Source organism: Bacillus sp. SIMBA_031 (genome assembly GCF_046535225.1).
Classification (GTDB): domain Bacteria; phylum Bacillota; class Bacilli; order Bacillales; family Bacillaceae; genus Bacillus; species Bacillus velezensis.
In genome coordinates this window covers 920,154-946,282 of sequence record NZ_JAWRXC010000001.1, presented here as the reverse complement: position 1 = coordinate 946,282, position 26,129 = coordinate 920,154, and the positions used below count along the sequence as shown (strand labels likewise).

At 41.3% G+C, this 26,129-nt stretch carries 21 protein-coding genes and 1 pseudogene; 6 read left to right on the top strand and 16 right to left on the bottom strand.

What is annotated here, in order from left to right; translation table 11 throughout:
* Positions 1–540: 540 nt before the first annotated feature.
* Positions 541–1,185, bottom strand: coding sequence for a gamma carbonic anhydrase family protein (locus SB724_RS04405; protein ID WP_265971680.1), 645 nt, complete (start codon positions 1,183–1,185; stop codon positions 541–543).
* Positions 1,186–1,436: 251 nt separating this feature from the next.
* Between SB724_RS04405 and adhP the strand changes: the two genes are divergently transcribed.
* Positions 1,437–2,453 carry an alcohol dehydrogenase AdhP gene (gene adhP / locus SB724_RS04400; protein ID WP_410570201.1) on the top strand — a complete coding sequence of 339 codons (1,017 nt, stop codon included), beginning with the start codon at positions 1,437–1,439 and terminating at the stop codon, positions 2,451–2,453.
* 113 nt (positions 2,454–2,566) lie between these two features.
* On the opposite strand, the pseudogene SB724_RS04395 reads toward adhP, so the two are convergent.
* Both SB724_RS04395 and SB724_RS04390 read right to left on the bottom strand, forming a co-directional pair.
* Positions 2,567–2,937, bottom strand: a pseudogene (locus SB724_RS04395) (DinB family protein); the annotation flags it as partial.
* A gap of 381 nt (positions 2,938–3,318) precedes the next feature.
* Positions 3,319–3,504, bottom strand: a complete 186-nt coding sequence (locus SB724_RS04390; RefSeq protein WP_003154035.1) for a hypothetical protein — start codon at positions 3,502–3,504, stop codon at positions 3,319–3,321.
* 351 nt (positions 3,505–3,855) lie between these two features.
* Here SB724_RS04390 and SB724_RS04385 point away from each other — a divergent pair, with 351 nt between their 5' ends.
* Together SB724_RS04385 and SB724_RS04380 are read left to right on the top strand one after the other, a co-directional pair.
* The gene (locus SB724_RS04385; protein ID WP_088462084.1) at positions 3,856–4,278 is read left to right on the top strand and encodes a hypothetical protein; all 423 of its coding nucleotides are present in this window, start codon (positions 3,856–3,858) and stop codon (positions 4,276–4,278) included.
* Positions 4,279–4,791: 513 nt separating this feature from the next.
* On the top strand, positions 4,792–4,890 hold the full coding sequence (locus SB724_RS04380) for a YjcZ family sporulation protein (protein WP_003154037.1): 99 nt from the start codon (positions 4,792–4,794) through the stop codon (positions 4,888–4,890).
* Here SB724_RS04380 and SB724_RS04375 read toward each other — a convergent pair.
* The 4 genes from SB724_RS04375 to xylA all read right to left on the bottom strand — a co-directional run bounded on the left by SB724_RS04375 (position 4,862) and on the right by xylA (position 11,168).
* Positions 4,862–5,113 carry a hypothetical protein gene (locus tag SB724_RS04375; RefSeq protein WP_265971684.1) on the bottom strand — a complete coding sequence of 84 codons (252 nt, stop codon included), beginning with the start codon at positions 5,111–5,113 and terminating at the stop codon, positions 4,862–4,864. The genes SB724_RS04380 and SB724_RS04375 overlap by 29 nt on opposite strands.
* 314 nt (positions 5,114–5,427) lie before the next feature.
* Positions 5,428–8,025, bottom strand: a complete 2,598-nt coding sequence (gene ppsA / locus SB724_RS04370; RefSeq protein WP_410570198.1) for a phosphoenolpyruvate synthase — start codon at positions 8,023–8,025, stop codon at positions 5,428–5,430.
* 174 nt (positions 8,026–8,199) lie between these two features.
* The gene (gene xylB, locus SB724_RS04365; RefSeq protein WP_410570196.1) at positions 8,200–9,699 is read right to left on the bottom strand and encodes a xylulokinase; all 1,500 of its coding nucleotides are present in this window, start codon (positions 9,697–9,699) and stop codon (positions 8,200–8,202) included.
* A gap of 131 nt (positions 9,700–9,830) precedes the next feature.
* Entirely contained in the window at positions 9,831–11,168 is a 1,338-nt protein-coding gene (gene xylA, locus SB724_RS04360; protein WP_410570194.1) for a xylose isomerase, read from the bottom strand.
* 263 nt (positions 11,169–11,431) lie between these two features.
* Here xylA and xylR point away from each other — a divergent pair, with 263 nt between their 5' ends.
* On the top strand, positions 11,432–12,586 hold the full coding sequence (xylR, locus tag SB724_RS04355; RefSeq protein ID WP_410570192.1) for a transcriptional repressor XylR: 1,155 nt from the start codon (positions 11,432–11,434) through the stop codon (positions 12,584–12,586).
* Between the two features lie 143 nt (positions 12,587–12,729).
* Here xylR and xynB read toward each other — a convergent pair whose 3' ends face one another.
* Together xynB and SB724_RS04345 are read right to left on the bottom strand one after the other, a co-directional pair.
* A complete protein-coding gene (xynB, locus tag SB724_RS04350; protein WP_410570190.1) occupies positions 12,730–14,331 on the bottom strand; it encodes a xylan 1,4-beta-xylosidase in 1,602 nt (533 codons plus the stop codon).
* Positions 14,332–14,373: 42 nt separating this feature from the next.
* Positions 14,374–15,765, bottom strand: coding sequence for an MFS transporter (locus SB724_RS04345; protein ID WP_061581348.1), 1,392 nt, complete (start codon positions 15,763–15,765; stop codon positions 14,374–14,376).
* Between the two features lie 564 nt (positions 15,766–16,329).
* On the opposite strand from SB724_RS04345, the gene SB724_RS04340 reads away from it, so the two are divergent.
* The gene (locus tag SB724_RS04340; RefSeq protein WP_410570188.1) at positions 16,330–17,424 is read left to right on the top strand and encodes an L-dopachrome tautomerase-related protein; all 1,095 of its coding nucleotides are present in this window, start codon (positions 16,330–16,332) and stop codon (positions 17,422–17,424) included.
* Positions 17,425–18,183: 759 nt separating this feature from the next.
* On the opposite strand, the gene SB724_RS04335 is transcribed toward SB724_RS04340, so the two are convergent.
* From SB724_RS04335 to spoVK, 7 genes are all read right to left on the bottom strand, one after another.
* Entirely contained in the window at positions 18,184–18,813 is a 630-nt protein-coding gene (locus tag SB724_RS04335) for a hypothetical protein (protein WP_224181736.1), read from the bottom strand.
* 94 nt (positions 18,814–18,907) lie between these two features.
* Positions 18,908–19,186 (bottom strand): ArpU family phage packaging/lysis transcriptional regulator, encoded by a 279-nt coding sequence (locus SB724_RS04330; protein ID WP_235600204.1) that lies wholly within the window; start codon positions 19,184–19,186, stop codon positions 18,908–18,910.
* A 314-nt stretch (positions 19,187–19,500) separates the two neighbouring features.
* Complete coding sequence (glnA, locus tag SB724_RS04325; RefSeq protein ID WP_007410365.1) at positions 19,501–20,835, bottom strand: type I glutamate--ammonia ligase; 1,335 nt, start codon at positions 20,833–20,835, stop codon at positions 19,501–19,503.
* 57 nt (positions 20,836–20,892) lie between these two features.
* A complete protein-coding gene (gene glnR, locus SB724_RS04320; protein WP_007611631.1) occupies positions 20,893–21,297 on the bottom strand; it encodes a transcriptional repressor GlnR in 405 nt (134 codons plus the stop codon).
* Between the two features lie 109 nt (positions 21,298–21,406).
* The gene (locus tag SB724_RS04315) at positions 21,407–22,672 is read right to left on the bottom strand and encodes a methionine gamma-lyase family protein (protein ID WP_061581351.1); all 1,266 of its coding nucleotides are present in this window, start codon (positions 22,670–22,672) and stop codon (positions 21,407–21,409) included.
* 16 nt (positions 22,673–22,688) lie between these two features.
* Positions 22,689–23,951, bottom strand: a complete 1,263-nt coding sequence (hflX, locus tag SB724_RS04310; RefSeq protein WP_015239904.1) for a GTPase HflX — start codon at positions 23,949–23,951, stop codon at positions 22,689–22,691.
* Positions 23,952–24,080: 129 nt separating this feature from the next.
* Positions 24,081–25,049 carry a stage V sporulation protein K gene (gene spoVK, locus SB724_RS04305; RefSeq protein WP_015417523.1) on the bottom strand — a complete coding sequence of 323 codons (969 nt, stop codon included), beginning with the start codon at positions 25,047–25,049 and terminating at the stop codon, positions 24,081–24,083.
* Between the two features lie 306 nt (positions 25,050–25,355).
* Between spoVK and SB724_RS04300 the strand changes: the two genes are divergently transcribed.
* The gene (locus tag SB724_RS04300; protein WP_020955856.1) at positions 25,356–26,114 is read left to right on the top strand and encodes an N-acetylmuramoyl-L-alanine amidase; all 759 of its coding nucleotides are present in this window, start codon (positions 25,356–25,358) and stop codon (positions 26,112–26,114) included.
* Positions 26,115–26,129: the final 15 nt, after the last annotated feature.

Below are 26,129 nucleotides of genomic sequence, written 5' to 3'. Positions count from 1 at the left end.
GGTTATAAAAACCGCTTGAGGAATTTGTTTGTAAAATGGTTTGCGTGCCGCTTGATAAAAACAGCCCATCCTTACTCCCCCATGTATCAATCAAGATGAATTTTATTATCTCAGATGGAAAGACCATTTCCAACAGTTATGTAAAAATAAGTAACTTCACTATGCTAATTGTATAAGAAAAGTTGTCTTATCCAGCAGAACCATGAGCGCTGAACTTCTACGTTAAAGCGTTAAAGACGGATTATAAAAGAGCCGCTTTTAGGCTCATTCGCGAAGCATCATCATTTTATTTTTATGATTGTATCCTCCTGTCAATCCTATTGGGATAAAATTTGAGGGAAGGTCAGTTTTAATCCGCCGCCCTGCTCACCTTCGACCCTTCTTGCAGCTTCCCCACAAATATCCGATGAACAGCTTTTAACTCTTCCCTTTGCGAATCCCTGACCGAAATCTGACTCTCAAAACTTATCTGACCTTGCATCGTGGGGCGCCAATTCTCATGCATTAATTTAATTTAGGATATTCGCATTTTGCTTTTCGTTAGCTGAATAACGCTTTATAAGAAGGGGGAAATTCTTGATTTACGCGCTGCACTTCCCGTGCAAATTCACGTTCCTCTTCTGTCACTCTTCTGAGTCTGTCAGCTTTTTCTTGTGTGTCTATGTCGGCACCGGGAGGAACGAACCGATTTGGTGCAATTTGTACACCATTTGTGATAACAGCATTGTATGAAACAAATGATCCTTTTCCTATAATTGCATTGTACACGATTGCCTTAAAACCGATGAACGTGTGATTTCCAAGATAACAAGGGCCATGAATGAGAGCGTCATGCCCGACACTTACATTATTTCCGATATAAATGGAATATGCCTTATCTTTGACTGTGACAAATTGCTTTAACAAACCATGTAAAATGACTCCGTCTTGAAGATTTGTATTTGAACCAATATAAAAGGGTGTTCCTTCATCTGCACGAATAGCAGCATTTGGCGCTACATAAACATTGTCCTTTATTCTCACGTCTCCTATCACGCTGGAAAACGGACTTATGAACGACGTTTTATCGATTTTAGGATATCTTTGAACCGGATTAAATGATGTAACAGGGTTAGGGCTGATAAAGGGCGCAAACTTAGTGAGCCGATTATCGAATTTATCTTCCGTCAGCTTTCTATCGCTCAAAAAAAGACCTCCTTTGAAAACGTGTCTATTTATGTATACTATGTAAATTCTGTGCATTTGGAGACGACAATCCCCCATTTAAACACCATTCGGATGACAAATCATCCAAAGGATCTTTCCTGCATAGCTCCCTCAATTTTTGCAGAAACACTTGTCCGCAAGAAAATGTAAGGGTTTTCAAAATAAGATCAGTGTGCTAAATTGTAAGATAAGTAAAAATTTTCTGCTAATATCTGAAAGGGGTGTATGATTTGAAAGCAGTAGTAGCAACAAAAGACAAAAGTATAGCGATTGTACAAAAAGAATTACGTCCTTTGCGACATGGTGAAGCTAAAGTTAAGATGGAATTCTGCGGTGTATGTCATACTGACTTGCATGTTAAAAATGCTGATTTCGGGGATGTTACAGGCATCACATTAGGTCATGAGGGAATAGGCATTGTAACTGAGATTGGTGAAGGCGTAACAAGTCTGAAAAAGGGAGACCGCGTCTCTATTGCCTGGATGTTTGAAAGCTGCGGCTGCTGTGAATATTGCTTAACTGGCCGTGAAACCTTGTGCCGGGATGTAAAAAATGCCGGCTATACAGTTGACGGCGCAATGGCTGAAGAAGCAATCGTAGCGGTTGATTATGCAATAAAGGTGCCGGAAAATTTAGACCCTGCAGCAGCAAGCAGCATTACTTGTGCAGGTGTAACAACTTATAAAGCCGTTAAAGTCAGTGAAATTAAGCCAGGTCAATGGATCGGTGTATTTGGAGTCGGCGGTTTAGGCAACTTGGCTGTTCAATATGCAAAAAATGTCTTTAACGCTAAAGTAATTGCTTTCGACATTAGCGATGAAAAATTGAATTTTGCTAAGAGCTTAGGCGCTGATGCGGTTGTAAACAGTTTAAACGAAGACCCCGTCGCTAAAGCAAAAGAAGTGACTAACGATTTAGGGCTTGATGCTGTGGTCATCACGGCTGTCTCTAAAACCCCTTTCAATCAAGCGATTGATGTTGTAAAAGCAGGAGCTCGCGTAGTCGCCGTCGGTTTACCGGTGGACAAAATGGATTTAGATATTCCCCGTCTCGTGTTAGATGGAATTCAGGTAGTAGGTTCATTAGTAGGTACCAGAGAAGACCTGAAGGAAGCTTTTCAATTTGCTGCAGACGGTAAAGTTGTACCTAAAGTGACAAAACGCCCGATTGAAGATGTGAATGATATTTTTGAAGAAATGGAGCAAGGCAAAGTGACCGGCCGTATGGTTATCGATTTTACTTCCTAATCATTAAGGCTGCCGGGAATGATACGGCAGCCTTTGAGCTCTATTCTTGCACAGCGCCCTCACCTTTGTCATTTTAGTTCTGACCAATCGGCGGGCATTTTGCAAGTACTGAACTAATCCTGATACCAATATAATACAAGGTCATTCATTGCTGAAGCGTAACCCTGCTGTCTTAACATAGTTGTTATGCTGCCCCGATGATAAGTGCCATGATTGGCAATATGGAATAAAATTTCTGAGTAAGCAGTTTCTCTGGAACCTAACCAAGGATTAGGTAAGTTCATTTTTTGTTCTACATCTGTTGGCTATTCATCCATTCTTCAAACTGTGAAGCCAGTTCATCATAAGACGCCGCAAATTCATCTGCAGAATATAAATGAGCCCTTTCTGCATAAGCCGCAGAACCTTCCACTGCTTCCTGCATGTCTATCCCTTTAAGCACTTGCAACCACATAACATCCACCGCGCAGATGTGACTGAACGTAATTTGAGGCCTTTTTCGAACTTCTCTAATTTAATCTACATAATAGTTCACTGAATCTCTCAACAATTTTAGATAAAAATCTTCTTTTTATGGAGATGTTCGTTCTATCGACATTCTTGTGATAAATATGGTAAAATTCATAAAAACAAGGGAGTGTTGTTACATATGAGTCTTATCATTTTAGCATCCATGCTTTTATGGGGTGCAGTGATCCACGAGCTAAACAAACCTTCAAAAAAGCAAAGTAAACGAAAAATGATCCCTTTGGTATCCCTCAGTTCTTTATCTACTTTAATCATCACAATTTCGCTTTTTTCTAATTTAATTGGTTGATATTTGTTATGAGGAAACCCGCCAGAGGTTCCTCATAACACTAAAAACCTACTCACTGCACTTTTTACAGCAGACCTTATCAGAGTGTTTGCTTAACACTTTGTCCATTCTCCCCACAGGCATCTTCTTCTCACTCGGAAGTGTAAGATAAGCTGTTATCTCATCCCCTGATTTTAATGTTTTTCCGCAGATAGAGCATTTTAACTCAGTATTAAAGAAATTTTTTAATCCCATTCAGAAGCCTCCTTATTTACCTTTATAAAGTAATACGTTAATGCTTTATAAAAGTTTCACGTAAAAGAAATACTCTTGCCTGGGAATATACTTCGTTTCAGTTGATCCGCAGCCGCCCCGGTCATCGTTGTCTACAAATATACCCCACCCAATAGGCCGCTTTTTCATTTTAAGTGAAATCATCTTCATGCTTTGACCAGTTTACTGCAGTGTATAGATTGTAAATTTGTGACATTTATTTGTCCTCTTTTAATTTTTTCTCCTTCTCTCAATTTGAAAAAGAAGGAATTATTTTATAAATATTGTAAATTTATAACTGTATCACATTCACTATTAAGAGGAGGAATACGAATGAAAAAGAAAATTATTGCCGGCGCTCTTGCTTTTGGGTTAATTCCACTAATGGGGACTGCAGATGTTTCTGCAAAACCTTTGCCAAATCCAGATAAAGTTATGAAACCTGCTGGTTGGTCATGTGACGCTCCGTATATCGCGTGTCAGCCTTTTTCTGGCGGTACCGGTAAGGTTTCATTCAACTATCAAGGCAGCTCTCCAGGAAAAATCAGAGTTTTTGTTGCGAATGACGGCAGCAAATCTTTCAAATTCACCATTAATTATCCTAATGGGAATACACTCTTATCCTCTACGACATTAAATGCGGGGAAAACGTTCATTCAAGAATTCAGCGTTAACCAAAAAGGAGAATACATCCTGAAATATGATAGCGGCACCGGTGATAGTGTCGATGGTTTCTTTAGATCTGTTGAGATTTAAATTCCGTTAGGAAAGTCGGCAGTTTTGCCGACTTTCTTTTACAAGCCTTCTGCAGGAATAAACGTAAAATTTCGAATAAACATATGACCTTTTTGAAACGGAAACTTTATCGGCATCACAAACCCGCAAGCAGCCTCCTTGTATCGTACCTTCCGTCCCTTTGTGATTTGTTTTGATTTGTCGTATACTGCGCTTGCCCGGGAAATGATGAATATTTTCGTTAACTATAATTTCCCTGTACCTCTTCGTATGTGGCTCTGCATGATGAAGTAACTTCATGGCTCACCACTTTCATACACAGTTTTATTGCATGTTTAGCCATATCCCTCCTCTTTAAACAGCAAACCGTCCAATCCATTTCTCTCTTTCAGTTAACTTTCCATTATTTTATATTCTTAGAAGCTCTTCATTTTAGACATAACATCCATTTTTTCTTATTTAGACTTAAATCTATGTCGAAATTTATCGTCCGGCATATTATGTACTATCCTAACAACAGGAGGTGGCAATAATATGGGGAACTACGGTGGAAATTACGGTGGAAGCTCTTTCGTATTGATCGTTGTGCTGTTCATTTTGTTAATCATTGTAGGTGCTGCATTCCTTTTCTAGCACATTGACGATTTATATTCGTCTCCCAAACATTGCATCCCTTAGTTCGGACAGACGCCATAAGAAGTTTTATGGCGTTTTTACTTTTTAAAAAAATCCATCTAAGATAACCATTTTTTATTTTCACTCTGGTAAGCGGGAGCGTTTCCTCCCCTGCCTGCGCCAATATTGCCGCTATGAAGAATAAGGCGAACAATCCAATTCGGAATAAAAACTTGTTCATGAACAAAACTCCTAAATAGTTGTTAAAAAACTAAGGCGTTTTTAATTCATCAGGATTACAGATGTTGTGAACTTAAAAAGGATATTACTCACCCTTATAAAATTGTCATTCGTTAGATTTAGTCACTGAATCTTATTTGTTTGGTATCTTAGCGGCCTTCCACACTCATTTAAAAAGGGTCCGCCCACAAAATACGGTGTTCACACATTAAGTCATTTTCACATAAAAAAAACCAGATTCCTCCTTTATGAGGTTCCGGTCTTTTTTAGTTAAAATGCGGGAATTATCTGGTGACATGCTGCACACCCCCGCTATTATAATATTTCAATAGAGCCTTCTGTTCCATGTACGCGTATTCGCTGCCCATCTTTTATCAATTGGGTTGCATTTTCAACTCCGACAACTGCAGGTAAGCCGTATTCACGCGCGATAACCGCTCCATGGGTCATCAGTCCGCCAACTTCAGTGACCAGGCCTTTTATGGATACAAACAATGGTGTCCAGCTGGGATCAGTATAAGGGGTAACTAATATATCCCCATCTTCCAAATCGGCATCTTCCATGTTTAAAATAACCCGTGCCCGCCCCTCTATGACTCCCGAGGAAACGGGGAGCCCTGCAATCGCTCGGGCCGGGAGATTTTCTCGTTTGTACTCGCCTGTAACGATTTCACCGTCAGATGTGATAACACGCGGCGGAGATAGTTTTTCATATACTTTATACTCGCCTTTTCGTGTGCTGATGATTTGGTAATCCAATTTATTTGTGCGTACGACTTCCTGAAGTTCTTCAAAAGTGAGATAGTATATGTCTTCTTTTTCATGAATAACGCCCGCTTCTGCGAGTTGTTCGGCTTCTTTCAGTAAAGCCTGCTTATAAACGAAGTAGCGGCTGATCATGCCGTATTTTGGATATTCTCTGAACCCGCTGAAGTTCCGGATGATGCGGATCATTCGTTTGGTTTCTTTGGCTTTTTGTTCACCATCCGGTAATTGCTTCAATCGGTCTAATAACTCTTGTTCTTTCTTCAACGCCTCCTGCCGCCCTTGCTCAAATTTCCGCTGGCTGGCATTTGGCTCAAAGTTTTTGAGATTATTAAGAATCATAGGGACAAGTGCAGTTGGTTTTTCGCTCCATCGAGTTCTTGTCATATCAATTTCTCCGGCACATCGCATTCCGTACTTGCTGAGATAAGCATAGATAGCGTCACGGGTTTCCCGCCCGCCTTCAAACGTCACCAGCCCATCCAAAAAGTGATCATCTTTTACATTCTCTAAATAGGCAATTACTTCTGGATAAGGGCGGATCACATCAGCGACGTCTAATAGCGCAAGCCCCATTTCTGAGGTAATATTATGGGATACAGATTGAGAAAGCGTGTCTGCTGCGTTTTTTTCACCTAACCACTCGTTCATTTTTTCGTTAATCCATGATGAAGCATCCATTGCAGTTCGAATCAACACCGAACTTTTTGGGTTAAATAAAATCTTCTTTAATTCCTGGATATCTTCCAAAATAAAACGAAATAAATCAGATCCTGATTTCGCCTGGATGTTTTGTTTTAACTCTTCTATCGATGCTTGACTGCTCTTAATCAAATCAGAAACAATTGCCGGATCGTTTTCAGCTTGTTCCGGCATATCTGCATTGCCTTTGCCGGGAATCGGTGCCGTTTTATCAGGTATCGGCTTAATGAAATCATCTCGCTCTATTATGGTCATAAGTGCGTCTTTTAAGAGCGGATCGTGCTGCCCCATGCCTTTTAAGAAAACTTCTCTGACATTAGGAGATGCCAGCTGATGTGTGACATCAACGAATAGCCTTCCGCCGGCTTTACGCATGGGTGCAGCAGTCGTCAACAGAAAAAAAGACAATCCAAGGGGTTTTATGGGATCCGTCATCATTTGCTGATGACCAACAGAGATATAGACGTGATTTTCTTGATCGTTCGCTTCAGGAACGGGGTATAACGTTGTGATCGGACGACTTTGGACAATATAAAAAGTATCGCGGTCCAAACACCATTCGATATCTTGCGGCTGGCCGAAATGAGCTTCGATCTGTCTCCCGATACGTGCCAGCTGTAAAATTTGTTCATCAGTCAGTGTTTGAAGCTTTTGCTGATCAAGAGCGATCTCCTGTGTTTCTGTTCCGCCTTCTTTTCGTCCATAGATAGCCAATTTTTTAGTTTCTATTCTCTTATCGACGATTTGCCCGTCCTGTACTTTATAACAATCGGCAGAGACTAAGCCGGAGACAAGTGCTTCACCAAGTCCAAAACCGGCATCGATGGACAGCAGCTTTCGGTTTCCGGTCATCGGATCAGCGGTAAATAAAATTCCCGAAGCCTGAGGGAACACCATCCTTTGGATGATAACGGATAAATAAACTTGGCTGTGATCAAACCCATTTTGCATACGGTAAATGACCGCGCGATCCGTAAATAGGGACGCCCAACATTTACTGATATGCTGCAAGATCGCATCGACGCCGGTAATATTTAAATAGGTGTCTTGTTGACCGGCAAAAGAAGCATGCGGTAAATCCTCAGCTGTCGCACTGGAACGTACGGCATAGGCATGTTCTTCGCCGAACCGGGAGAGATGGCAAGCAACTGCTTTGACTACATCTGAAGGAATTTCTGCTTCCATAATGGTTTGCCGGATCTTTTTGCTGACTTCACCAATTTGATCGCGATTCTCCGCTTTCAGCATGGTCAGTTGATCCAACAGCGCTTGTAACGTTTCGTTTTGTTCAATGGCTTTTTGATATCCTGCGGTTGTGACACAAAATCCTTCCGGTACTTGTATTCCTTGAATTTTTGATAATTCCCCTAAATGTAACCCTTTTCCTCCAACGAGCAAAGGCTGTGTTTTTTCAATTTCGTGAATGCCGAGAACCAAAGAACTCATTCTATATCTCCCCTTCAAAAAAATTTGACAAGAGCTTTTCAGCATGATATAATCATAATATAAGATGGATAACTATGAATTTTCACACAGAAAGCGCGCGTGTTCTGATTATATCACCGTGTCTGTTTTTGTGCAATATAAAAAGAACCTCGCCAAATTGGCGAGGTTCTTTCTTCATTTTTGTCGAAAGCTCTTTAAAGCTGTATTGAGATCTTTTGTGTGAACGTAAATGTTCTTATACAACTCGAATAGTGTTTTATATTTTTGAACATTTTGTTCTTTTGGATAAAATGCAGCTGCTTCATGAATGAACTGCTCTGCGCATTCTTCAAGAGAGTCAAACCACCCGCTTCCGAAGGCAGCTAACATCGCAGCCCCCATGGCGGGACCTTGTTCATTTTCTAACTTAACCACCCTCGTATTGAAAATATCAGCCTGCATTTGAAGCCACGTTTCATTTTTAGCTCCCCCGCCAATAGAGACAACCGTATCAACTGATTTTCCCGCTTCACGGAATAGTTCAATTGATTCATATAAAGAGAATGTGATGCCTTCCATTATCGCCCTCAAAAAGTGCTCTCTTTTATGGGCTCCGTCCATTCCGATCAAGCTTCCCCGAATAGATGAATCAGCATGCGGCGTTCTTTCACCGACCAAGTAAGGAGTGTACAGTAGTCCATTTGCTCCTATCGGAACAGATTCCACCCCCCGTAATAATTGTTCAAACGATTCGTTTGGCGCAAACGTTCTTTTAAACCAGTCCAAGCTGTACCCTGCAGCGAGCGTGACCCCCATCGTATAAAAAGAATCCTTTTTTCCATGATTAAAAAAGTGCACTTTCCCTTTAAAATCTCTTTCTTTGTCTTCTTCACAGGAAAGTATGACTCCTGACGTCCCAATGCTGCATAACGTTTTTCCGGAAGAAAGAATACCGGCTCCGACAGCACCACAAGCATTATCTGCTCCCCCAGCGTACACTTTTGTTTTTTCCATCAGCCCTGTCTTCGCCGCAACGCTCGGAAGCAGCGATCCTACACAGTCATGGGATTCAACAAGCGGAGGACAAATTTCCGCTGAAATACCAAATTGATTGCAAATCTCATCGCTCCACTCTTTGCGGGTCATATGTAAAAGTAACGTTCCCGCCGCATCGGAGTATTCCGTGTGAATGGCGCCAGTCATGCGGAATCTCACATAGTCTTTCGGAAGCAAAAAAACAGCGGTTTTGTTAAAAAGTTCAGGCTCATGTTCCTTCACCCATAACATTTTAGGTAATGTAAACCCTTCAAGAACACGGTTTTTTGTGATATCAAGCAGATGATCGCCAAATGTCTCGGTTATCCTGCTACATTGAGGCGTCGTTCTGGTATCATTCCAAAGAATCGCATGACGCAGCACCCGCCGATCTTGGTCAAGCAGTACTAACCCATGCATTTGTCCTGAATAGCTAATCCCGTCAATATCCCCGGCTTGAACGTTGGATATCGAAATCAATTCAGCCAATGCTTCAATTGTTTGCTGCACCCAGTCTTCAGGATTTTGCTCACTATATCCCGCCTTCTCTTGGATGAGCGGGTAACTTTTGGACGTTTCTGCACAAACCTTGCCGTTTTGATTGACTAAAATGGTTTTAACGGCACTCGTTCCAAGATCTATTCCAATGACATACTTCATTTTTTCACTCCTTCCTCTCTAAATAGATCCCCATTGAAATGACCCGCCATAACAGTAACTTCATGACGGGCCATTCCGGGAACTTGGCTGCCTGCATCTTTTTACAGCGGGATCTGGAGCTTCTTTTTTCATTATACCTGTAAAATGTATTGGTTTAATACCGCTTTTAACCGCTCCTGTCTCCCTGATTCGTTTTTAATTGGCTGATTGTTCAGCGCATATTGCTCAAGTGTCTTAAAATCAGCTCTTCCTTCTGCAATTTCAAGACCAATCCCTTCAGTAAAACTGCGGTAACGGTGTTGAATCACATCTTCAAACACACGATCTTCGATTAATTTGTGGGCGGCTTTCAACCCTCTTGCAAATGTATCCATCCCTGCAACATGGGCATATAGTAAATCATCAGGCTCAAAAGAAGATCTTCTGACCTTTGCGTCAAAGTTTAATCCGCCGCTTCCAAGACCGCCATTTTGCAGGATTTCGTACATTGCTAATGTCGCAGAATATAAATCTGTCGGAAATTCATCTGTGTCCCAGCCTAAAAGGGGATCACCCTGATTCGCGTCAACAGAGCCAAGCAGACCATGCACTCTCGCCATGCGTAATTCATGTTCGAATGTATGCCCGGCTAATGTGGCATGATTGGCTTCGAGATTTAATTTAAAATGATTGTCTAAGCCATATTGCTTTAAAAAGGCAATGGTTGTTGCTGCGTCCGTATCATATTGATGGGTGGTCGGCTCTTTTGGTTTTGGTTCAATCAAAAACTGCCCTGTATACCCGATTTCCTTCGCATAATCCACTGCCATATGCATAAATCTGGCCATATTATCAAGCTCAAATTTTAAATCGGTATTTAACAAAGTTTCGTACCCTTCACGTCCGCCCCAAAATACATAGTTCTCGGCGCCAAGCTCTTTTGCGGTTTCTAATCCTTTTTTTACTTGGGCTGCGGCATACGCAAATACATCTGCATTACAAGAAGTCGCCGCACCATGGACGAAACGGGGATTCGTAAACATGTTTGCAGTATTCCATAATAACTTAACGCCGCTGGTTCTCATGTAGTCTTTTATCATGTCCACGATTATATCCAGATTTTGATTTGTCTCTTTTAACGTACTTCCTTCCGGTGCGATATCCCGGTCATGAAAAGCAAAAAATGGCGCATCCAGTTTTTCAAACAGCTCAAACGCTGCATCTACCCTCGCTCTCGCCAGATCCATGCCTTTATAGTGATCCCACGGTCTCTGCATCGTAGCTGCGCCAAAAATGTCTGTGCCGTCAGCGGTAAATGTATGCCAATAGGCAATAGAAAATCGCAAATGCTCTTTCATCGTTCTTCCGCCAATCACTTCTTGAGAATTATAGTATTTAAATGCTAAAGGATTCGTGGATTCTTTCCCTTCGTAAATCACTTTGTTTACGCTTTCAAAATAGTTGACTGAACCGGAATGAGAGTGAGCCATGTGTGATTTCCCCCTTAAAAATAAATTCTAAACATGATCATTCAAATACAAATGCTTTTATGACATGTTATATATTAGTTTGTTGCCTAAACAAACTAACTTATTTTCATCTTATATAACCTCATCAGTATTTTCAATATTTTTTTTAGTTTTTTACGAACACATTAGATATAATAAAGGTTGGATTCGCTATGTACTGCGTTTCGCACGATAACACAGAACGTTCAACTTAATTTAAAGATTATACAAATGGAGTGGATGAAGTGGATATCGCTGATCAAGCCTTTGTCAAAAAAGTTAACCAAAAGTTATTACTAAACGAAATACTTAAGAATTCTCCTATTTCAAGAGCAAAATTATCTGAAATGACCGGATTAAATAAATCAACTGTTTCGTCACAGGTAAACACTTTAATGAAAGAAAACCTCGTATTTGAAATAGGTCAGGGACAATCCAGCGGCGGCAGAAGACCTGTCATGCTTGTTTTTAATAAAAAAGCAGGATACTCCGTAGGAATAGATGTTGGCGTGGATTATGTTAATGGCATTTTAACAGATCTTGAAGGGACGATCGTCCTTGATCAACACCATCATTTGGAATGCAATTCTCCAGAAATCACTAAAGATATTTTAATTGAGATGATTCATCACTTTATTGCAAATATGCCGCAATCTCCATACGGTCTTATTGGTATAGGGATATGCGCGCCCGGGCTGATTGACAAAAATCAAAAAATTGTTTTTGCTCCGAACTCCAACTGGAGAGATATTGACTTAAAATCTTTCATCCGAGAGAAGTTCAATGTGCCCGTTTTTATTGAAAATGAGGCAAATGCCGGCGCATATGGAGAAAAAGTATTTGGTGCGGCAAAAAATCACGATAACATGATTTATGCAAGTATCGGTACAGGAATAGGAATCGGCGTTATAATCAACAATCATTTATATAGAGGGGTTGGCGGATTTTCTGGAGAAATGGGACATATGACAATAGACTTTAAGGGTCCTAAATGCAGCTGCGGAAACCGAGGCTGCTGGGAATTGTATGCTTCAGAGAAGGCTTTATTAACATCTCTTCAGACGAAAGAGAAAAAAGTGTCCAGCCAAGATATCATAGACCTCGCCCATCTGAATGATGTTGGAACTTTACAGGCATTACAAAATTTTGGTTTCTATTTAGGAATAGGCCTGACCAATATTTTAAATACATTTAATCCGCAAGCCGTCATTTTAAGAAACAGCATCATTGAATCGCATCCTATGGTTTTACATTCAATTAAAGGTGAAGTGTCATCCAGGGTTTATTCCCAACTAGACAATAGCTATGAATTATTACCATCTATCTTAGGAAAAAATGCCCCTGCTCTAGGAATGTCCTCAATTGTGATTGATCATTTTCTCGACATGGTTCATAACTGAAATGTACATACTTCTATGTTTACGCTCATCTTTAAAGATGGGTTTTTTTATTCTATGAGTATTTCTGAATCAATACTGACATAGGACACTTTCTTATATGAAAAAGGAGTTCTAAAATAGAAATCTCCTTTTTCATGTGCTAATTATTTTTCTTTATAACGAAAATATCTGAAGTCGGCCGGAATATGATGACCGCTCGTATCTTGGCATTGCATCCCTACAAAAGCTCCTGTAAAGAATCCCCCTCCGCGGATGTAATCATCTGATAATTTTTTCGATTCCAATGCAATGTCAATTTTGTGCCAATCTTCTTTGTTAAATGAATACAAATAATAATATTTTTCGTTTTCAATATTCACTTTTAAATAGACATACTTGACTTCACGAGGAATCACAATTTTATTTTTTAATGGCTGTGAAAAAGAAAAGTTATCACATATCGTTAATTCAAGAATACGGCCAAGTTCTTCATCATACGTGACTTGAAGAGCCGTCCAATTCTCTGTATTGTAATAGTTCACCAAACCAGCGGCTTGCTGAAAATTTTCCGGATAAAACGCAACAGCCGTTTCCGCTTCAAAATGGAGACTTTGCCAGCGTCTGGCTGCAAATGCCTGAGTAAATGTCGAAGTTAAGGATTCATGGCCGTATAATCGTAAATGATTTGGCACTTGAGTTAATGATCCTAATTTCTCCGTAAACGGAATTCTTAACGTTTGAAAATTAATATTTAATGTTGCATCCTCAAATTCATCAACTTCCGGATACGTGTCTTCAAACATTGTTTCTGGTATAGAAGGTGCATCCACTTCCAAGCTCCCTTCTTTTCCGCCTTCTACATAAGGCCAGCCATCTTTCCAATAGAGCTTTTGAATAGCTGTTTCTCTGCCTAGAGGACAATATCCTCTCTGTTGAAAAATTGAATCATCGTCCGGATGAATGGGACGTCCCGTTAAATGGGCTAAATACCACTCATCTGTATGTGTTTGTACAATGGATGCATGTCCGCATTTTTGCAGCGGATTTTCCGGCGCATGCCATGACGTTAAGATAGGATTATCAGGATGAACTTCATATGGACCCTCAATATTTGCAGAACGGGCAATTGTAGCAGCGTGTTCGAACCGCGTTCCTCCTTCTGCGGTTAATAAATAATAATAGTTCCCGATACGGTAAAGGTGCGGCGCTTCTGTCAGCTTTCTTTCAGTTCCTTTAAAAATCACTTTCGGTTTGCCGATTAGTTTTTGCTCCTTATCAGAATATTCCTGCATGACAATGCCTCCAAAGGAGTGCCGATCAATACGCTGATCCCATAACATATTTAATAAATATTTTTTCCCATCCATATCATGGAACAAAGAAGCATCAAATCCCGAGCTGTTTAATGTGATCGGCTCCCTCCAATCACCATTAATCGTGTCACAAGTCACTAAATAATTGTGACAATCTTTCCAGGCGCCATCTACGACCTTAACATCCGTATAGATCAGCCAAAACTTTCCGTCGCTGTAACTTAAACATGGCGCCCAGACCCCGCCTGAATTAGGATTTCCTTTCATGTCTAATTGCGAAACTCTCTGTAATGGATGTGCAACTAAGTGCCAATTGACTAAATCTTTTGAGTGGTGTATCTGGACTCCCGGAAACCACTCAAATGTAGATACAGCGATATAATAATCCTCTCCAACCCTGCAAATACTCGGATCGGGGTTGAATCCTTTAAGTACTGGATTGATAATCTTCATTTTGAACTCCTCCTCAGCTATTTTCTGTTGACTCATCATGTTTTAAGCTTTGAAATCGTCAATATGATCCAAATAAACTTTGTCTCTATTCTCTAATTCTCGAACCATGCTTTTATATTTTTTCTCATCTAAGTTATAGAAATTAATATCAATCATGGCCAGAACCAGTAAGAACACGGGAATAATGGTTGTTGTAATTAAAATTCCCGTCAATGCCTCCGGCGTTTGCACCTGATTTGCCACATATCCAAACTGATCTAGAACCAAACCCGGTACAACCCCTCCCAAGGCCATGCCGAATTTAAAGAAAAATCCGATAATAGCGTATATGAGACCGCCCATTCTTTTCCCGGTCTTATACTCTCCATATTCTATTGTTTCAGGAATAAGCGCCCACATATATCCCCCGGCAGTGAGACTTCCTGCAGCGGCCAGCAATCGAAAGAAAAGTATGAGGAATACATTACTTGACGGAACGAACAGTAAAGCTAAGAGGCCGATCATATTTAGTAATAATGCATAGTTTAGTAATTTCTTCTTCCCTAATAATTGATGAAGCTTTGGAATAAACGGTAAAATGACTAAAGCAGGCAAACTTCCCAACAAACCGTACCACTTCACTAAATCTGCTCTTTCTAAATTATACGTTACGTAATAGATGCCAACCGAATTACTGATTGAATTCACTCCAAAAATAATAATAAAGAAAATACTTAATACAACTAGAGGCCGATTAACACGAAATTGCTCAAATATATCCGAAAATTTAATTTTTTCTTCAGATTTTTGAAGCGTGACACGCTCTTTTGTGCTTTTAAAACAAAAGATTAAAAGGCACCCGCCTATAACTCCCATAATACCCATGGTTAGCTGCCAGCCAAGAGATTCGCTGCCGGAATTATCGCTTAAATAAGCAGCCAGTAAGGGAACAAAAAATGCAACGACAAGTCCTCCAAGATTCGCAAATAACATACGGACAGACGTTATACTAACAACTTCTTGATTATTTCTGGTCATTGCAGATGTTAACGCGCCATATGGCACGTTTATCATGGTGTATGTAAGCGATAAGCCGACATAGGTGATATAGGCATATATTAATTTCCCCATATCCGAAAAATCCGGGGTTGTAAAACAGAGTATTGCCAATATGACAAAGGGAAAAGCTCCGAATAAAAGATACGGTCTGAAGCGGCCAAACCTGCTATTTGTTCTGTCAACTATTGTTCCGATAAAAGGATCAGCGAGAGCGTCGATGATTCTAACCACTAAAAACATCGTACCGGCTGTTGCTGCCGATAAACCAAAAACATCTGTATAGAAGAACAAAAGATACGTAGACACTGTTGCATAAATTAAATTACAAGCAAAATCTCCAGACGCATATCCAACTTTTTCAACCATGCTGATCTTCTTTACATTTTCACTGAGCATGATTTCTCCCCTTTTCGATCCTTTACATAAGGAACATGATGAATGGTATAACATTTCTTTAAAATTATCAGCCAGTGAGCGGTATATAAAAGCGCTTTCAAAAAACGACAGCGGTTCACTTTCACAGAGTATTTTCATCATCCAAATGGTGATCAGATAGCAGTGAACAGGATAAAAGCTTGGCTTTCGCTTTTTATACACCTCCAATTAAATCGAGCCTCTTATCCCCCTCCCATTTAAGACCTTTACATGATGGACAATTAAAGTGGTTTTATTAGTTTGTTGATCGAACAAACTAACTTGATTTCATATTATAAAATCTTTTCTGCTTTTTCAACTCTTTTTTCAGAGAATTTAAAACCGACCAAAGGACATACCATGTTGTAATTGCCGACTGCTTCGACAGACGTTAAGTAAAAACCCCCTGTGTCACCTGACTGACTTATTAAATGATAAGCACTTCCATCATCTTTTGTTTAGAAAAAACTTATTAAGAAACATGCACTAGAAAAAATGCGAATCATATATAAGTGATATCCCGTTTAATTGGTTGAGGAGGATATGATGAAACCTATGCTGCCTTTTGAAAAATATTTTGGGGATTTAGAACTGGTTTATGCATTTTATGGAGCTATGCCTACCGGTGTTACTGTTTCAGAAACTGGTCGTATTTTCATTTGTTTTCCGAAATGGGGAGACGATGTTAAATTTACGGTGGCGGAGATAATTGGGGATAAATTGCAGCCTTATCCTGATTTACAAACTAATTTGGTTAACCCTAAGAATATCAAAATGACTTTCATCAGTGTCCAAAGTGTAGTTACTGATGGAAGAGGAACGCTTTGGGTACTAGATACGGCGGCACCCAATTTTTCTGAACCAATTAAAGGCGGGGCAAAATTAGTCGCTGTTGATTTAAAAACGAATACAATCAGAAGAGTTTATACCTTTACAGAAGATGTTGTCCTTCCAACAACATACCTGAATGATGTCCGATTTGATTTTCGTGTTGGAACTGCAGGTTATGCCTATATAACGGATTCTTCTGCCAAAGGACCAGGAGCTATTATCGTCGTTGATTTAGAAACCGGAAACGCATTTAGACGGTTAAATGGAGCAAATCCAACTTCACCGGATTCCTATTTTATACCGAAAATAGAAGGCGAAATTTTGATGAATCGTAACAGGGATGGTTCAACTTCCCCGTTTAGGCTGGCATCCGACGGTATTGCGATTTCTCCTGACGGAAAGGTATTATTTTTTTGTCCACTGACCAGCCGTCATCTGTACTCGATCTCAACAGAACCCCTGAGAGATAGAGATATACCGGACATGGATTTACTTTATCATGTGGCGTATTGGGGAGAAAAAGGCGCGTCTGATGGAATGATTACAGATGCAAAAGGAGCCATATATGCCGGAGATTACGAGAACAATAGTATTCGAAAAATACTGCCGAATGGCACAATGCAAACCATCGCACATGATCCGAGAATTTTATGGCCGGATACTTTTTCGATTGGTCCGGATGAATACTTATATGTCATCGTGAACCAATTACATCGGCAGGCTAGATTTCATTATGGAAAGGACTTACGACTGAAACCTTATAGTTTACTTCGTATCAAAATTGATGAATTTCCTGCTCCTGCTTTTTGAAAATAAAAATGGCCGGTTCAATTTTAGAGCATAATTGGCTTCATTTAGCCTTCATCCTAAAAGAAATCAAATTTCAAATAAAAATGAAGGAAATCATATAATATCCTCATTTAAATATAAAGGGTTTATTCGAGCCGTTTATAACGCACTGTTGACGTATATAAGAAAAAAACAGACCTCCCTTGAACCTCAGAACCTGAAGGAATAGGTCTATCATGAATATCAGATGAGCAAGCCCTTTGATGGGCAGCTTTTATTACAGAGCCAGGGTGATACCCCGGTCTTTTTATTAAGGGAAAAACACTGTAACCCGTCTGTATTTTACAGTTTGTCACGCTTTTCTTCTTTTTGAATCTGGGACAACAATGAAATTTACCCAGGGAATACTTGGACATAAAAAAATAACCATCACCTCCGACATGTACTCCCATATCTCAGAGAAACTTGAAAATTCGTCAGTTGATTGTTATGAAGAATATATAGTCCCCTGTTTTGTCGGGAATTTGTCGCTTATTTTTCGTTTTAACCCAAATAAAATAAACAAAAAAGAGCAGACCGAAGTCTGCTCCCTTCAAAAGTTTATGATTTGTCATTATCAGATAGCCTTAGAACCGTAATACTCAATAATATTAAGCCTATAAACGTGCCGTATTTTCCGGTATCTATATCTGTGAGTGGAGCTACAATATATTCAATCAGGAATATAATAATAGCTATTGAGACTAATATACGATTCATTTGACATTACCACCTTAATAATTAACCATTTCTCCAAGGTACAACAACAGGGGTACCAATTATCCAATTATAAGAAATTCCGTACTTTCCATTATCGGATACTTTTTTTATGGCATACTTACCAGCAAACATTGCCCCTGCAATTGCTCCAGCATATACTGAAATCCCAGGTATTTTTTTTATCAATGCTGCTATCCCGGCGATAGCCCCTGCTATACCGTCAGCATCCTCAACAATATCTAAGAATTTTTTAATTACACACGAATTCATGCTCACCTTGACTATAGGAATTGCTACCGAAACACCTTGTTTCCCTCTACATTTTGCTAGAGTTGACATCTCACTTGATTCATCAGAAATATTAACTGTAGCAGAATCGACTAGTGTTCGATGGCCATCAGTTAACAAATATTGATCAACTTTAATCGACTCTTTAGAGGTTCCTTTATCTAGAGTTTTTTGATCAATAAAATACTGTTTTCCGCCATATTCGATTGTATAAGATGCTTCACCTTCAGACTGACTTATAACATTCATTCCAGAAACATTGGTTTTTACCTTTTCATTCATCGATGTCTTAGCATAAGAAGGAAGTGCAAATCCGCAGACTAAACTCAATACTAGAAGCAAGCTTACTATTTTTGTTTTCAAATTATTATCCCTCCTTTAAGGAGACTAACATAGTCATAATGAAAAATACACCATATAACGTTAAAATAGGAAATCTCACCTACACAACTGCTTACTACAAAAAAGCACTCAGATTATTCCGAGTGCTGTAGCAATGCGTAAAATGGCACGCTGTTTCATAATAGGTGTCCTTCTTCATGCCGAGTTCCATATAAATATGAATGTCTTTCGTTTGGCTGGCTGCTAAGTATTTTTTCTCAAGGATCATGCGTTCTTCATCGTCCAGGCTGTTTTCTAACGCCCTTTCCATCTGCTTAACCTTCAGTTCATTTAATATGAAAGAATCTCTGATTGAAGGAAACGGGCTGATACCAGCGTCAACCGATTCCTTCAAAAATTTAAAGAAAAGTCTAAGCGTGGTTTTTCCACAAAAAAGAGGTTCAATTGGCTGTAGCTGAAAAAGAAAAACGAATGGATCATCAAAACAAATAAAAAACGAGAATACAATATGGAGTTTATCAATAGCGATGACATACCTTTTTTTACGTGTAGCATATGAATGAGGATTATATCTCCACAATTATGGAGTAATTTTTTATTGTTTTTTTGTGGGTGTTTTGTGGGTGATACTTGATTTATATTAAGTTATTAAACTTGTTAAGAAACCAAAAAATCCCCTGACACCAAGAGTGCCAAGGGATTGAGAGATTAATACTGAGACATGTATTGTTCGCGCTCCCACGGATGAACCTGTGTGCGGAACATATCCCATTCGATTTCTTTTGCTTCGATGAAGTGTTCGAACAGGTGCTCGCCGAGCGCTGCAACCATGACTTCGTTTGATTTGAATTCGTCGAGAGCTTCCGCCAGTGTCGCCGGAAGATCTACGATGCCGTTTTCCATGCGCTCTTCTTTGCTCATGACGTAGATGTTGCGGTCAATCGGAGCCGGTGCTTCAAGTTTGTTTTTGATTCCGTCAAGGCCTGCTGCAAGCAATACGCTTAACGCCAGGTACGGGTTTGCCGCCGGGTCTACGCTGCGGACTTCAACACGCGTGCTGATGCCGCGGGAAGCCGGGATACGGATCAGCGGGCTTCTGTTTTGCGCGCTCCATGCCACGTAGCAAGGTGCTTCATAGCCCGGAACAAGGCGTTTGTAAGAGTTCACTGTCGGGTTTGTGACAGCCGTAAAGCTTGTCGCGTGTTTTACGATACCGGCAATGAAATGTTTTGCTGTTTCACTCAGCTGAAGGTCAGCGTCTTTATCAAAGAATGCGTTAACGCTATCTTTAAAGAGTGATAGGTTGCAGTGCATACCGGAACCGTTTACGCCGAACAGCGGTTTTGGCATGAATGTCGCATGCAGACCGTGTTTGCGGGCGATCGTTTTGACAACCAGTTTGAAAGTTTGGATGTCGTCACAAGAACGGATGGCACCGGCATATTTAAAATCGATTTCGTGCTGACCCGGAGCAACTTCATGGTGAGATGCTTCGATTTCAAAGCCCATTTCTTCAAGCTCAAGCACGATATCGCGGCGGCAGTTTTCTCCCAAGTCAGTCGGAGCCAGGTCGAAGTATCCGCCTTTATCGTTCAATTCAAGCGTCGGTTCGCCTTTTTCATCTAATTTAAACAGGAAGAATTCAGGCTCAGGTCCAAGATTGAAATCGCTGAAACCGAGTTCTTTCATTTCTTTCAGAATCCGTTTGAGGTTGTTACGCGGGTCACCTTCGAACGGCGTGCCGTCCGGATTGTAAATGTCACAGATGAAGCGTGCTACTTTACCTTTTTCAGCCGTCCATGGGAAGATTACAAATGTGTTCAGATCAGGATATAAGTACATATCAGACTCTTCGATACGGACGAAACCTTCGATGGAAGAACCGTCAAACATGCATTTATTATCAAGTGCTTTTTCAAGCTGGCTCACAGGAATTTCCACGTTTTTAATCGTTCCGAGAATGTCTGTGAATTGAAGGCGGATATACTTTACGTTTTCCTCATTTACTAATTTTACGATGTCTTCTCTTGTGTACTTTGCCATTTCGTAAAACTCCTCCTCTAAAAGGTAAATGTATATAGCAAAACAGTTGCTAACGGATTAATGAAAGAATCGGGACATGTCACCTTGGCGGAAAGTATTTCCCCGCTGAAAACGGCCTGCCTGCATCAGTTCGTTTTTCAGAAGCTTTCTGAGTTCGTCATCAGACAGATCGTGCTTCATCGGTTTGGCGGTTTTTTCGGATTTTTCTTCCGGTTCGGCAGATGCCTTATCCAGAATTTGTTTGATCCCCGCCATATTAACGCCTTGTTCAATCAGATTTTTGATTTCTAACAGTTTATCTACATCATGGAATGAAAATAATCGTCTATTTCCTTCGCTTCTCGCTGGAAATATCAATCCATTTTCCTCATAATATCGAATTTGCCGGGCAGAAAGTTCTGTTAACTGCATGACAATCCCAATTGGAAATAAAGGCATTGAGCGGCGAATGTTATCACTCATCTCAATTTCCTCCTTTTCTTATCTTAGTCTCATTATAGGTGATGTTATATTTTGTGTCAACACAATGTAAGGAATCTTAACATCGAATTCTTTGAAAATTGCAAACGGCCTAGATCAGCTCTTTTTCCATTAAAGCATTTACGGCGCTGCAAATCGCATTTTTCACGTGCGCGTAGGTTAATCCTCCTTGGACATACGCGACATAAGGCGGTCTGATAGGTCCATCTGCTGATAATTCAATGCTTGCCCCCTGTACGAAAGTGCCCGCTGCCATAATGACATCGTCTTCATATCCCGGCATATAGCTCGGATAAGGCGTCACATGCGCATTAATCGGTGAAGCATATTGTATCGCCTGGCAAAAAGCGATCATCTTATCAGGGTCCTGAAACTCAACTGATTGAATCAGATCCGTTCTCGGCGCATTCCATGCAGGGTTTGACGTAAAGCCGAGCTTTTCAAGAAAACGGGCGGTAAATACCGCTCCCTTCAAGCTTTGCGCCACTACATGCGGAGCGAGAAAGAAACCTTGATACATTTCCTGCAGTGAATAAAGCGAAGCCCCGGCTTCACTTCCGATTCCCGGGGAGGTCATCCGGTAAGAGCAGGCCTCAATCCACTTGGCTTTCCCTACAAGATAGCCGCCCGTTTTAGCAAGGCCGCCGCCCGGGTTTTTAATCAGGGAGCCGGCCATAAGATCCGCTCCGACGTGGCAGGGTTCCCGCTCTTCTACAAATTCTCCGTAGCAATTGTCCACAAAAACAATGACATCTTCTTTGATTTCCTTTACGAAACGAATCATCTCTTCAATTTCATTTATTCTGAAAGACGGACGATTCGCATATCCTTTTGAACGCTGGATGCCGATCACTTTTGTATTCGGCCGGATTGCAGCCCGGACCGCTTCAAAGTCCACTCTGCCTTCTGATGTTAAATCGACTGCATTGTATCCGATTTGAAATTCCTTAAGCGAGCCTGAATACTCCCCGCCTCTTACTCCGACGATTTCCTCGAGTGTATCGTAAGGCTTGCCTGTTATATAAAGCAATTCGTCCCCGGGTCTCAGCACACCGAAGAGCGCGATTGAAATCGCATGCGTTCCGGAAATGATTTGCGGCCGCACGAGTCCCGCCTCTCCTCCGAACACATCAGCATAGATCTTCTCCAGTGTATCTCGTCCGATATCGTCATAACCGTATCCGGTTGAAGGCGTAAAATGCGTATCGCTTACTTTATGTTTTCTGTAGCTTTGCAGGACTCTCCATTCATTCCGTTCACTGATTTCTTCTATTCTTTTATGAACGGCGGAGATTTCCGCTTCTGTTTCTTCGGCGGTTTTTTGTAAAAGAGCGCCATGGGTCAGTGTGTCAAACATGTTGTGTATACCTTCCTTACATGAATTTCTTCAGTTCTCCGAGTATGCTTTGTTCTTCCTGTACATAACCTGAGACTTCGTAGCGTTCATTTTCTTCATTAAAATAAAGGCTGTCGATCATGGTCTCTGATTTGATGCGCGACATCAATTTGCCTTCGGCGGCAGGCACATGAACTTCATACGGCGTCATCAGCTCCCGTCGCAAATAAGCTTCGATTTCCGCTTTTAGTTTTGCTTCATCCCCGGCGATTCTGGCGCTGATCATGATGTGGCCTTCTCCCGCTGTCGGGATGAAGTCAGGAAGTGTCTCATCACGTTTGTTATAAGCGGTCAGCACCGGAATATCATCTGCCTCAAGCTCTTTTAACAGACCGAGGACAGTCTGTTCATGTCCGGCATAATCTTCATTGGATGAATCAATGACATGAATGATCAAGTCTGCTTCCTTCACTTCCTCAAGCGTTGAGCGGAAAGCGGCAATCAGCGTCGTCGGCAGATCCTGAATAAAGCCGACCGTATCAGACAAAAGGACGCTGTAGCCGCTTGGGAGCGCCATCTTTCTCGTCATCGGATCAAGTGTTGCAAACAGCAGATCTTCTTCATAGCTGTCTGAGCTCGTTAATTGATTGAACCATGTTGATTTTCCGGCATTGGTATACCCGACGAGTGCAGCCTGAAGCACGCCGTTCTTTTTTCGTCTCTCCCGATAACGGCTTCTGTGGCGGATAACCGTTGAAAGCTGCACGTTAATTTCGTGTATGCGGTTTCTAATGTGGCGCCGGTCTGTTTCAAGCTTTGTCTCACCGGGCCCTCTCGTCCCGATTCCGCCGCCTTGTCTTGAGAGATTGATTCCTTGTCCGCTCAGACGCGGCAGCGCGTATTGAAGCTGGGCCAATTCGATCTGAAGCTTTCCTTCTCTCGTCTTCGCCCTTTTTGCGAAAATATCCAAAATAAGCTGCGTGCGGTCGATGATCTTCGCTTCAATTGCAGTGGCGAGTGATTTAAGCTGGCTCGGTGACAGTTCATCATTAAAAATGACCAGATCCGCTTCAAGCTCTTCACACAGCGCCTTCAGCTCGTCTACTTTCCCCTTGCCTATATATGTAGCGGCATCCGCTCTGTTCCGTTTTTGCGTAATCCGGGTCAGCACCGTTCCGTCAGCCGTTTTTGTCAATGAAGCAAGCTCTTCCATGGAATGTTCAAAGTGCTCATCTGTCATGTGCGGAAGCTGGCAGCCGACCAAAATGACCGTTTCTTTTTTTCCTTCCTGTTCGTTCAAATGGATGTTCCTTTCTGTGTCGTATTGGGCAGTAGTACTATCATACCAAACCCGCAGGGCGTATACCACACATCCGGCGGGTTTTAAAGAGAGAAATAAAAAAGAGACCCCTCAGACCGGCTGAGAGGTCTATTCGTGAGCTGCCGCCTCATCTTTTATAAGTAAATCCTGGCTCTTGATCGTCATTAAATCGTTTTTTAAGTATTGGTCTCCCATTAAAAGTCTCATAGCCTGAGCGCGGATCGATTTTTCAATCACGTTTCTGACAAAGCGCCCGTTGCTGAATTTAATGGGGCTTGTCGTGCTTTTCACTGTCATTAAATAATCTTTTAACTTCCACTCGGCTTCCTGGCTTAATTGATACTCCCGCTCTGCTATCATGCGTTTTGCGATGTCCATCAGCTGAGTGACAGAGTAATCCGGAAAGTCGATGCTGATAGGGAAACGCGATTGCAGACCGGGATTTAATGACAGGAAATGTGTCATTTCTCTGGAGTACCCTGCCAGGATCAGAATAAATTCATGCTGTTTGTCTTCCATATGCTTGACAAGCGTATCAATCGCCTCTTTACCGAAATCCTTTTCTCCGCCCCTTGCAAGTGAGTATGCTTCATCAATGAATAAAATGCCCCCGAGCGATTTTTTAATCAGATCTCTCGTTTTTTGCGCCGTGTGTCCGATGTATTCACCGACCAGATCGGCACGTTCCGCTTCGATCAGATGTCCTTTGGAAAGCACGTTCATTTCGAAGAAAAGTTTGCCGATCAGTCTCGCGACGGTGGTTTTCCCGGTGCCGGGGTTCCCTTTGAACATCATATGAAGAGCTTGTTTTCCGACTTTCAGCCCTTGTTCGGCCCGTTTTTGGTTGACGAATATCCACGCGTAAATTTCTTTAATATTGCGTTTCATTTCTTCCATACCCACTAATGTGTTCATTTCTTTTTCAATTTCTTTCAGAATGCTGTGTTTGGCTTCATTTTTTTGCAGGGCGGCCTGATATTCCGCCTCAGCTTCTGCATTTGTCAGCACTTGCTTTTGGCCATTAAGAATGATGTTAATTTGTCCGTTATTTTTATAGGTTACAGCGCGCTCCAACATGCTCACCTCTCTGTTCTCTCTTTATCTTACTCATGATGAAGCGGTTCCGTGACATCCGCCTATCATCATGAGACCCGTTTTCCTCTTTATCTGTCACTTTTTCCGTTCTCTTCGGGAATAATGTTGAATCCTGCGCTTTCCCAAGAAATATTTTTCATTTCTTATTGTATTCAACAGAAACGGGAGGACAAACCATTTATTTTTATTTTCCGGGAAATGTTGGGTGTATTTCTCATTTTTTTCATGAATGACAGCCGTACAAGCACCTTTTGAATATCATCATATGCTGTAATGAGGTGATGGAGAATGGTTAAAATTTTTATAGACCCCGGTCATGGCGGAACTGATTCTGGTGCAACCGGAAACGGACTTCAGGAAAAAGCGGTCACGCTGGAGATCGCGCTGGCTTTGCGCACGATTCTGACGAATGAGTATGAAGGAGTTTCTGTCACGATGAGCAGGACAAGCGATAAGACGGTCAGCCTGACGGAAAGAACGGATGCCGCCAACAGCTGGGGCGCAGATTATTTTTTATCCATTCATATTAACTCAGGAGGCGGAACCGGATTCGAAAGCTATATTTACCCCGGTGTCGGAGCGCCGACCTCGACTTACCAATCAGCCGTCCACACGCAAGTGATTCAAGCATCAGGTTTTAATGACCGAGGAAAAAAAACAGCCAACTTCCATGTGCTGCGGGAGACAAGTATGCCGGCGATTTTGACGGAGAATGGTTTTGTTGATACGTCAGCTGATGCAAACAAACTGAAAACAGCCAGTTTTATTGAAAGCCTTGCAAGAGGACATGCCAAGGGCTTGGAGCAAGCTTTCGGTCTAAAAAAAAAGGCTGACTTATATAAAGTGCAAATCGGTGCATTCAAAGTGAAAGCAAATGCTGATGCGCTTGCCGCCGATGCGGAGTCTAAAGGTTTTGACGCGATTGTGCTTCCAAAAGGCGGCTTATTTAAAGTGCAGATCGGTGCATTCTCTTCCAGAGATTATGCTGAAGCGTTGGCAGCGCGGGCCGAAAAAGCCGGATTTGATGCCTTCATTGTGCAAGACTAAATGAAAAAACCCCTG